At 59.3% G+C, this 9,077-nt stretch carries 9 protein-coding genes and 3 pseudogenes; 6 read left to right on the forward strand and 6 right to left on the reverse strand.

Features of this window, described 5'->3' with window-relative positions; all coding sequences use genetic code 11:
- The 3 genes and pseudogenes from WLY71_RS27795 to WLY71_RS27805 form a co-directional block, all read right to left on the reverse strand.
- A pseudogene (locus tag WLY71_RS27795) lies at positions 1 to 210 on the reverse strand (cupin domain-containing protein); the annotation flags it as partial.
- Between the two features lie 25 nt (positions 211 to 235).
- Positions 236 to 970 (reverse strand): tetratricopeptide repeat protein, encoded by a 735-nt coding sequence (locus tag WLY71_RS27800; protein WP_347806111.1) that lies wholly within the window; start codon positions 968 to 970, stop codon positions 236 to 238.
- 3 nt (positions 971 to 973) lie between these two features.
- On the reverse strand, positions 974 to 1,909 hold the full coding sequence (locus tag WLY71_RS27805; protein ID WP_347806112.1) for a hypothetical protein: 936 nt from the start codon (positions 1,907 to 1,909) through the stop codon (positions 974 to 976).
- Between the two features lie 237 nt (positions 1,910 to 2,146).
- Between WLY71_RS27805 and WLY71_RS27810 the strand changes: the two are divergent.
- The 4 genes and pseudogenes from WLY71_RS27810 to WLY71_RS27825 all read left to right on the forward strand — a co-directional run.
- Positions 2,147 to 2,428, forward strand: a pseudogene (locus WLY71_RS27810) (phage infection protein); the annotation flags it as partial.
- A gap of 156 nt (positions 2,429 to 2,584) precedes the next feature.
- On the forward strand, positions 2,585 to 3,157 hold the full coding sequence (locus tag WLY71_RS27815; protein ID WP_347806113.1) for a chorismate mutase: 573 nt from the start codon (positions 2,585 to 2,587) through the stop codon (positions 3,155 to 3,157).
- 143 nt (positions 3,158 to 3,300) lie between these two features.
- Complete coding sequence (locus WLY71_RS27820) at positions 3,301 to 3,729, forward strand: nuclear transport factor 2 family protein (RefSeq protein ID WP_347806114.1); 429 nt, start codon at positions 3,301 to 3,303, stop codon at positions 3,727 to 3,729.
- 181 nt (positions 3,730 to 3,910) lie between these two features.
- Positions 3,911 to 5,626 carry an amidase gene (locus WLY71_RS27825; protein WP_347806115.1) on the forward strand — a complete coding sequence of 572 codons (1,716 nt, stop codon included), beginning with the start codon at positions 3,911 to 3,913 and terminating at the stop codon, positions 5,624 to 5,626.
- A 64-nt stretch (positions 5,627 to 5,690) separates the two neighbouring features.
- Here the strand turns inward: WLY71_RS27825 and WLY71_RS27830 are convergent, their stop codons facing one another.
- Entirely contained in the window at positions 5,691 to 6,752 is a 1,062-nt protein-coding gene (locus WLY71_RS27830; protein WP_347806116.1) for a sterol desaturase family protein, read from the reverse strand.
- A gap of 96 nt (positions 6,753 to 6,848) precedes the next feature.
- Positions 6,849 to 7,238 carry a c-type cytochrome gene (locus WLY71_RS27835; protein ID WP_347806117.1) on the reverse strand — a complete coding sequence of 130 codons (390 nt, stop codon included), beginning with the start codon at positions 7,236 to 7,238 and terminating at the stop codon, positions 6,849 to 6,851.
- 113 nt (positions 7,239 to 7,351) lie between these two features.
- Between WLY71_RS27835 and WLY71_RS27840 the strand changes: the two genes are divergently transcribed.
- The gene (locus WLY71_RS27840; RefSeq protein WP_347806118.1) at positions 7,352 to 7,654 is read left to right on the forward strand and encodes a DUF7693 family protein; all 303 of its coding nucleotides are present in this window, start codon (positions 7,352 to 7,354) and stop codon (positions 7,652 to 7,654) included.
- Here the strand turns inward: WLY71_RS27840 and solA are convergent.
- Positions 7,644 to 8,822, reverse strand: coding sequence for an N-methyl-L-tryptophan oxidase (solA, locus tag WLY71_RS27845; protein ID WP_347806119.1), 1,179 nt, complete (start codon positions 8,820 to 8,822; stop codon positions 7,644 to 7,646). The two genes, WLY71_RS27840 and solA, sit on opposite strands and share 11 nt — an antisense overlap.
- Positions 8,823 to 8,910: 88 nt before the next feature.
- Between solA and WLY71_RS27850 the strand changes: the two are divergent.
- Positions 8,911 to 9,072, forward strand: a pseudogene (locus WLY71_RS27850) (alanine--glyoxylate aminotransferase family protein); the annotation flags it as partial.
- Between the last annotated feature and the right edge of the window lie 5 nt (positions 9,073 to 9,077).

Raw genomic sequence — 9,077 nt, forward strand, 5'->3', positions numbered from 1 at the left:
GGCTTGGGCGTGGCAGAAAAATCAGACTGGGTTGGGTGAGCAGCAAGTCCTTGCGATCCGTCCCTTGCAAAGTGACGCTACCTGCCTGCAGCAGGTGAATATGCCCGCGCTGGTCAGCGTCATCGTATGACGCCAGGCCGCACAGCTTGCCGTTGTAAAACAGGCTGCGCGCACACCGAACTGCGACAACAACGTAGACAAACGATCCACAGGCAATCTCCGGCGCTTTCGGGCATCACTGACAACACCCCGCCCCAACACGGCAAAAACACGAAGCCCTAATCTCCACATCCGCCCGGGCCATGGCCAGATCAAGGCGCGTCTGCGCAGCAGCAGCCTCGGCATCCAGACCCAGCCGTTTCAGACATTCCACATAGCCGTGCAGGCTCCACACATTGTCCAGATGCCAGGACGCACGGCTGAGTGTGTTGTCCAATCCCAGATCAGCACGATAAGCCTGCAACGCTTCTTCTACCCTGCCTTGCTCCAAAAGCAACGCGCCCAACGCATGCCTGACCGGTTGCATCCAGCCCCATGGCTCGTCGTAAGGCAGGTTGTCGTCCAGAGAGAGTGCCTGGCGCAAGTGGGCGAAGGCGTCGTCGTAATTGCCTTTACGGTACTCGATTTCCCCGCGCAGCATGCCTGCGGCAACCGCCAGAATGTCGGTGCATTTATTGTTGAAGAGGTAGCGTGTGTCCGGCACTCGGGTCCAGGCTTCGAGGAATAGACGCTGTTCGGCTTCTGCGGCGGCGATATACCCGGTGGCCGCATGCGCCACACCTCTGGCGTAATGCAGCATCGCCGTGGTCACGCAGTACAGCGCCTGGTCGTTCGGCAGCGGCGTGGCGAGGATGTCCTGCCATTTGCCGAAGCGTATCTGCACGTGGACCTTCATCGATACGAAGCCTTCCAGCCAGTCGGCCATGGGCGGTTGCTCCACGCGCAGCAGTTCTTCCCTGATGGTCGACATCAGTTAATCGGCGGCTTCCAGGGCCGGTTGGTACTGCCCGAGGAACATCGCCGAATAGAGTTTGAAGTGGTAGTTGTGGCTTCGATACAGGGTGTAGAAGTTGATGGGTCCTTCCTGTTCCAGGTACTTGCTGTCGGCCAGGATTGCCCGGCTATTGGTGACCATGGCCCCACGGTAATCACCGCAGAGCACGTCGATGTGCGACGGCATATGGCGCAAATGTCCCGCATCCGGCACCAGGTCACGCAGGACATCGCCGGCGCGCAATGCCCGTTCCGGGTAGGGCGACATTTCCAGGGTGTGGACGTACATGTGCAGCACGCCGGGGTGCGGCGCATCGCCGTGCTGCTCCATCCGCCGTAGCGCCCGTTCCAGCACGTCTACCGTTTCAAGCGTGTCGGCGCCCGGTGCCGGTTTACCGGTTTTCAGGTCCCACAATTGCCAGGGTGTGCGGTCGATCATCGCTTCAGCAAACAGCGCAACGACATCGGGATCTTCGGGAAAGGCGTTGTAGACATCGCGCATGGACGCCGCATAGGCATCGTTCCAGGTGAAGAGTTGGTCGAGGCTGGTGGCCTGATCGGCCTGGTAGCGTTGCTCCAGCGCCCGGATCAGCGCCTGTTCCACCGGTGTTGCGCCGTCGATATGCGCCAGTGCGGTTTGCGTCGCCCGTCGGGCCTGGGCCACGGCCTCTTTCAACTCCTGTTCGATGAAGGCATCCCAACGCTTGTTGTAGTTGGGGCCCGAAGCGTAAGCGATGCCCCAGTAGGCCATCGCGCAATCGCGGTCGTGTTCGATCGCCTTGTGGAAACAGCGTATGGATTCGTCGTGGTTGTAGCCGTAGCACCATACCAAGCCACGATCGAACCAGCGCTGGGTCTGGGATGAGTGGGTCGTCACCGGGCGGCTGTAGGTGCCCAAATCGTAATAGTCGTGCATCGATTTATCCTCTCGACCAGAGCAGGGAACCTCGCAGGAAATCCTTGCGGACCTGGAGAGCCTCGACAGTTCAAGAGGTCCAGCATACCCCCGCGGTTCTGGCTGAGCGGTAGAGCCGACGACAGGAGGATCATTGCCGACGTCGATAGTCACCATCAACTCAATGAAGTTCTCTTAAAAAATCCGCGGCGTAACATCAGCGCCATACCCAACAACTACACCCCGGAGCACACCATCATGAAACGCCAAATCCTCCTCAGCATCGCTTTCTCGGTTTTTGCAGTTAACGCTTTCGCCGCTACCTCTGCTCACCCGGTTGTCGCTGAAGGCGGCTCGGATCGTCTGATTGAAAGTCGTGTGGCTGAGGGTGGTTCGGATCGTTTGATCGAAAATCGTGTGGCTGAAGGTGGTTCCGACCGTCTGATTGAAAACCGCGTCGCTGAAGGTGGCTCCGATCGTCTGATCGAAAACCGCGTCGCTGAGGGTGGTTCCGACCGTCTGATCGAAAACCGCGCTGCATAAATGAATAGCTTTACCGCAGTACTCAACGAAAAGCCCGGCCTGACAAGCCGGGCTTTTTCGTGCACAAAATAAATCGATCCCTGCTTAATGCCTCCTCCGTGCCTGTGATACATAACACCTGATTGTGAGTCCCGTACCCAATGAGGTTTGCCGATGCCCCGTTCCCCACATTTACCGCAACTGCTGATCTGCGCCGTCCTCGGTTTACTCGCCAGCAGCGCACAGGCCAGAGCGCCCTCCCCGGCGCCCGATAGCTTGCAACCGCTGCTGGTAACGTTGAACGAACGTCTGAGCATTGCTGATCTTGTGGCGCTGACCAAGTGGGACAGTGGCAAACCGATCCAGGACAGTGCCCGGGAAGCACAAGTCATCGCCAACGCCAGGAAGCTGGCCGTTGAGCGCAAACTGGACCCCGACGAGTTCGCCGAATTGATCGCCGCACAGATTGAAGCCAACAAGCTGGTGCAGTACGGGCTGGTGGCCCAATGGCGAGCGGCTGGCAAAGCGCCTGACACGCCGCGGCCAGACCTCGCCAATCAAATCCGACCACAGCTCGATGAGCTGCAAAACCGTTTGTTACTGCAATACGCCGCCTTCGCGCCCTATCGCAATGACCCGGAATGCGCGAACTGGCTAGCCAAAGAACGATCCAGCCTGATCAAGGACGGTCTGCATGGTCAGGCACTGATACGCGCCACCGGGGAATTGTGCGTCGCTGATCGATGACAGGGTAAATCACGTTCTAGCATCCCTGCTTGCGTCAATGGTCACCATTAACGCTAAAGTTCTCTTTAGAAATCCGCAGCCGTGAACCATTGCATGAGCAACACCGAAGCGTTTGCCAAACAATAAAAATACAGGAGTTGAAAATGTCTGAACTGAAACTGCATCCCAAAGCCGCAGAATCTCTGAGCCAGTGGCACGATATGATCAGCAAGGGCGACTTGAGCGCCTTGCCCGGTTTGTTGGACCCACAGGCGATATTCCGCTCCCCGATGGCTCACACGCCTTACCCGGGTGCAGCCGTGGTATCGATGATTCTCAATACGGTCATCGAGGTATTTGAGGATTTTGTCTACCACCGGGAACTGTCGACCGCAGACGGGTTGAACGTCGTCCTGGAGTTCAGCGCCAACGTCGGCGGGAAAGCGTTAAAGGGCATCGACATGATCCGGTTCAACGAACAAGGAAAAATCGTTGAGTTTGAGGTGATGGTCCGTCCCTTGAGTGGCCTGCAAGCCTTGGGCGAGCAAATGGGACAACGCCTTGGCGCTTACCTGGCGGCCAGCAAAGCCTGAAGACGTTGCATCGCCTTGGGCGATGCCTCTGCTCCCGGCTTGGTGTTAAATAGAGCGCGAAAAGCAGCGCAACGAGAACACCGATGAATACCTTTTTTGAGATTAATGATGTCCCTGAGCCCAACATTCAGCGCGATGGAAACATTCATCGCGTCGCCCATCAGCAGACGGTGGTAGCAGCATGATCGAGGTCACCGAAGTTTCCATTGCCGAATTGCGTGCTGCGCTCGAATCGGGTCGAACCACTGCGGTTGAACTGGTCCAGGCCTATCTCGCCAGGATCGATGCCTACGACGGTCCCGACACGCCCACCGCCCTCAACGCGGTGGTGGTTCGAAACCCCGAGGCGCTGAACGAGGCGCAGGCGTCCGATGCTCGTCGGGCCAAGGGCGAGACGCTGGGTCCGCTCGATGGCATTCCCTATACGGCCAAGGACAGTTACCTGGTGAAAGGGCTCGCCGCTGCCTCTGGAAGTCCGGCCTTCGCGAACCTGATTGCTTATCGCGATGCGTTCACGATCGAACGGCTTCGCGCCGCTGGCGCGATCTGCCTGGGCAAAACCAATATGCCGCCGATGGCAAACGGCGGCATGCAGCGCGGGGTGTATGGCCGCGCGGAAAGCCCGTACAACGCTGACTATCTCACCGCTCCCTTCGCCTCGGGTTCATCGAACGGAGCCGGTACCGCAACCGCCGCCAGTTTCGCGGCATTCGGCCTCGCGGAAGAAACCTGGTCGAGCGGACGCGGTCCTGCATCAAACAATGGTTTGTGTGCCTACACGCCTTCGCGCGGGGTTATCTCGGTGCGCGGCAACTGGCCGTTGACGCCGACGATGGACGTTGTCGTGCCGTTTGCCAGAACGATGGCCGACCTGCTCGAAGTGCTCGACGTGGTGGTGGCGGATGATCCCGACACACGGGGCGATCTGTGGCGGATGCAACCCTGGGTGCCGATTCCGAGTGTCGCTTCGGTGCGCCCCGCTTCCTATGCCGAATTGGCGGTGAAGTCCGATGCGCTGGCAGGAAAGCGCTTTGGTGTTCCGCGCATGTACATCAACGCGGATCCCGAAGCGGGTACGAGCGATGCGCCTGGCATCGGTGGTCCGACGGGGCAGCGAATCATCACCCGTCCTTCCGTGATCGGGCTCTGGGAAGAGGCTCGCAAAGCACTCGAAGTTGCCGGTGCGGAAGTGGTCGAGGTCGATTTCCCGTTGGTCTCCAATTGTGAGGGTGATCGCCCGGGTGCGCCGACGGTGTTTACGCGGGGCCTGGTGTCCAAAGAGTTCCTGCATCATGAGTTGTGGGATCTGTCGGCCTGGGCGTTCGATGATTTTCTGCGGGCTAATGGCGATCCCAAGTTGAACCGCCTGGCCGATGTCGACGGACCGCTGATTTTCCCTCACGACCCGGGCACGCTCCCCAACCGGGAGGACGACCTTGCCGCAGGTATGGACGAGTACGTGAAGATGGCCGAGCGCGGCATCACACCGTGGGACCAGATCTCCACCGTTCCTGACGGACTGCGCGGACTTGAACAGACGCGTCGCATCGATCTTGAGGACTGGATGGATCGGCTGGGGCTCGATGCGGTGCTATTCCCGACGGTCGCCGACGTGGGTCCGGCGAATGCCGATGTCGATCCGAAGTCTGCGGATATCGCGTGGAGTAACGGCATCTGGGTCGCCAACGGCAATCTTGCCATCCGGCACCTGGGCGTCCCCACGGTCACTGTGCCGATGGGCGTCATGCCAGACATCGGCATGCCCGTCGGGCTCACATTTGCCGGTCGTGCCTATGACGATTCGACGCTGCTGCGCCTGGCTTCGGCGTTCGAGTCGATCGGGACAAAACGATTGATCCCGCCTCGAACCCCACCCTTGCAGGTTGGCCAACAATAGAAAGGGCGGGATTGGGGCGTTACACGCTCCAATCCCATCCAGTGGTTGAACGTCGCCCCGGAATTCAGCGCCAGCGTCGGCGGAAAGTGTCAAAGGGCGTTTTTCGACGAGACGCGACGGACAATTCCATGGCACGTCTGGTGGGGATCTTGCGGGCGATGTCCACAAAGGGCGTGACGATCAGGCTATAGAGCGTCAGGTAACGGTCGTGATCCTGTTTTCCGGTGCCAAACTGAATAGGCTCGGGCGTCGAGTGCGTGACGTAGAGCGTACCGAACATCCAGTCCCAGAGTGACAGGTTGGTACCGAAGTTCTTGTTGAAGTGTCGGGGCGCGTCACTGTGGTGAATCTGGTGCTGCGCCGGGCTGTTCAGTACATGCTCGACCACGGGCCCGAAAGAAAGCCAGACATGGCTGTGACGCAAATTGGCCGCCAACGCATTGAGGATCAAGACCATATACGTCACACCGAACAAGGTGTACCGGCTGATCTCCCCACCACAGGCGTACCAGAAGACACCGGCAAAAGCGCCGAGGCAGACGGTGTCAGTCAGTTTTTCGACTATTTTTTCCACAAAGTGAATCCGGCTCGCCGTCGCTGGCACCAGGACGGGCGCGGAATGATGGACTTTGTGGAACGCCCATAGATACCGGGAATGAAAGGCGCGATGGCCCCAGTAATGGATGAAGTCTTGCACCAGAAACACGCCCAGCCCGTAGAGCAAGGAGAGTGAAAGGTTCTCCCCCACCTGCGCGCGCGCGCCCCAAAGATTGTTGAAAAACGAGATGTAGTCGCCGGAACGCAGGACGTACGGGTCGACCAGGCCAACAATGGGCAACACCAGCGCGACCTTCAGGATGCCCCGCACGAAGTAGTACCGGTAATCCAGCAACGCCGAAGGATGAAAATGAACCCGGCGCCCGCCGATGAACTGCCAGAAAGAACGTGCGTCGGTCAGCCCGCGATATTTTCTGAAACGGTACAGGCTGTAGGCGATGCTGTAGGACAAGCAAAGAAACACGACGCTGAAGCGGCCGTTCAGATCGAAAATGCCAAGAAACTGATCCGTGACAGGCTCGATCACCCACTTGATCAGGTTGTCATACAGAAACGCGAGTACATCCATGAACGGCTGCCCCTCCGCCAAAAGGGGGAATTGTAAATCAGATCAGAACCACCGGGTGCTCCGCGCCTGGCGAATGCCCTCGAAAGTCGCAAAGCCCTACTGCGGCTGAAACGTCTGAAGGTACGCCAACAGGTTGTCGATTTTTTCCGGGTCACTGAGCCCCCAGAAAATCATGCGGGTGCCGGGTACCACTTCTTTTGGAGCTTCGAGGTACGCGGTCAGTGTTTCGCGGGTCCAGACGATACCGGCTGATTTCATCGCATCGGAATATTGGTAATCCGTGGTGCTGCCCGAAGGGCGTCCAAAAATGCCATTGAGCTGCGGCCCGAATGAACCGCGTGCCGACTCCCCGACCTGATGGCAGCCACCGCATATCCGCTTGAACAGTGTCGCACCCGCTTCAGCATCGCCGGCTGCCTGTGCTTGCGCGCTGAACACCCCTGCATTGAGCATCAGGACGAAGGTGAGTACGGCGGCTTTCTTCACGTAGGGCTCCAGATCAGTAGGTGTTCACAGCACAAGTTCGCGGAGATTTCACCATGATCGTCTATCCTGTGCACCCCGATTCTACGCAAGCCACAAACTCACCGGAGACACCTGTGCCGCCCCTGACCGCCCGCGAGGTTTACCAGCAATTGCGCGACGCCGCGCTGGAAGTTCGGCTTCTAAAGCGCCTCGACGAACAACCCGAGCCGGGCCAGGTACAGGTCGATATCGAGGGCTGGCGTCTGACCCTCGACTTCGACGGCAATCACCTGCGCCACTGCCAACGTTGCCAAAGCCCGGACGGTCGCGAGGGCGTGTTCGACAGTTGGCAACGTTACGGCACCGACCCGATCAGCTTGCTCAGCGCCTGGGAGCTGGCGCAGATCGAGCGCCTGAGCACTGCGCTCACTCGATAACGCCTTCAAACCGCTTCAACGAAAACGCCGACAAATCCAGATCACTGCTGCCCTGCACGCACCACTGCGCCAGCGCCTCGCCCAGCGCAGCGGAATGCTTGAAGCCGTGCCCCGAACAGGCGGACACCACCAGGGTGTTTTTCAGTGTCGGGTGCTCGTCGATGATGAAATTGCCGTCCGGTGTGACGGTGTAAGCACACACCGCCGACTTGACGACCCGCGAGCTGACGCCTGCCATCTTGCCGCGCACATGGGTGTCGAACATCTCCCGCGCTTCGGCGTCGCTGACGGTTCTGCCCAGCGTGTCGGGTGAAGACTCTTCGCTGTATTGCTCGGTGCCGACCTTCAGGCTGCCCTCGCCGGGCAACGGTGGAAAACCATAGAGAGAGTCTTCATCGCCTGGCCCGTGAGAGCAAATAAAGGTCGGTGACACCGGTGCGAACCGGGCGCTCTCCTCCAGTTCGAACCAGAACTGCTTCTGACGACACACCCTCAACAACCGGTCGAAAGGCTCGCCGAGCAAGCCCTTGGTCCACATGCCAGCGCTGATCACGACCTTGTCGGCGAGGATGGTTCGCTGATCGGTAATGACGGTGACACCCTGCTCGTCCGAGGTAATTTGCGTAATGGCTTCGCCCTTCAGCAGCGTCGCACCCAGTTCCTCGGCGAGTTTGAGCTGTACCGCAATGCAACGCTCGGGCCGGACATAACCGCCGCCCGGCTCGAAGTAGCCGACAGCCGTGTCCAGCACCGGTGAAAACTGCGGGAATCGCTGACGAATCTGTTGGGCCGACAACACCTCGTGCTCGATGTCATAGGTGTTCGCGAGATGAAGGGTGCTGTGGGTGAAGTCACTTTCATCGTCAGCGTCATACGTGGGGCTGGAGGTCATGACCAGCACGCCACACTGCTCGAACAATGACTCACCGGACAGCGCTTCGAGCTCGCGCCAGATTCGGTGAGCGTTACGGACGATGGGCAGATACTCGGCGCCTTCCCCGACCGAGAGCCGGGTGATGCGCGTATCGCCATGACTTGAACCTTGATCGTGGGGAGGATGGTGGCGGTCGACACCAATCACCTTGACGCCGGATTTCGCCAGTTGATACAGGGTGGCGGCGCCCATTGCGCCCATGCCGAGAACCGCTACTTCACCTCGATGATCCATCTATGCCCCCGCCGAAAACCGACTCGTTGAAAAGCCACCAGCATAGGCCAAGGATTGCTCCTTTGGGTTGCCAGGGCTTTTCAGTACCGACCACGGCCTACAGATCGCCGCCGGAGTGCCGGTGCAATGCGACGAACCGGCCGACTTCCAGACCTTCCGCATCGGTCTGTTCGGACTCGAAAAGCTGCACAATATCGAGCGCACGGTCAGCACCCTCGAGCAGGCACTGGACGAGGTGATGGTTAACTAAGCCCT

This window comes from Pseudomonas rossensis (assembly GCF_039888995.1).
Classification (GTDB): domain Bacteria; phylum Pseudomonadota; class Gammaproteobacteria; order Pseudomonadales; family Pseudomonadaceae; genus Aquipseudomonas; species Aquipseudomonas rossensis.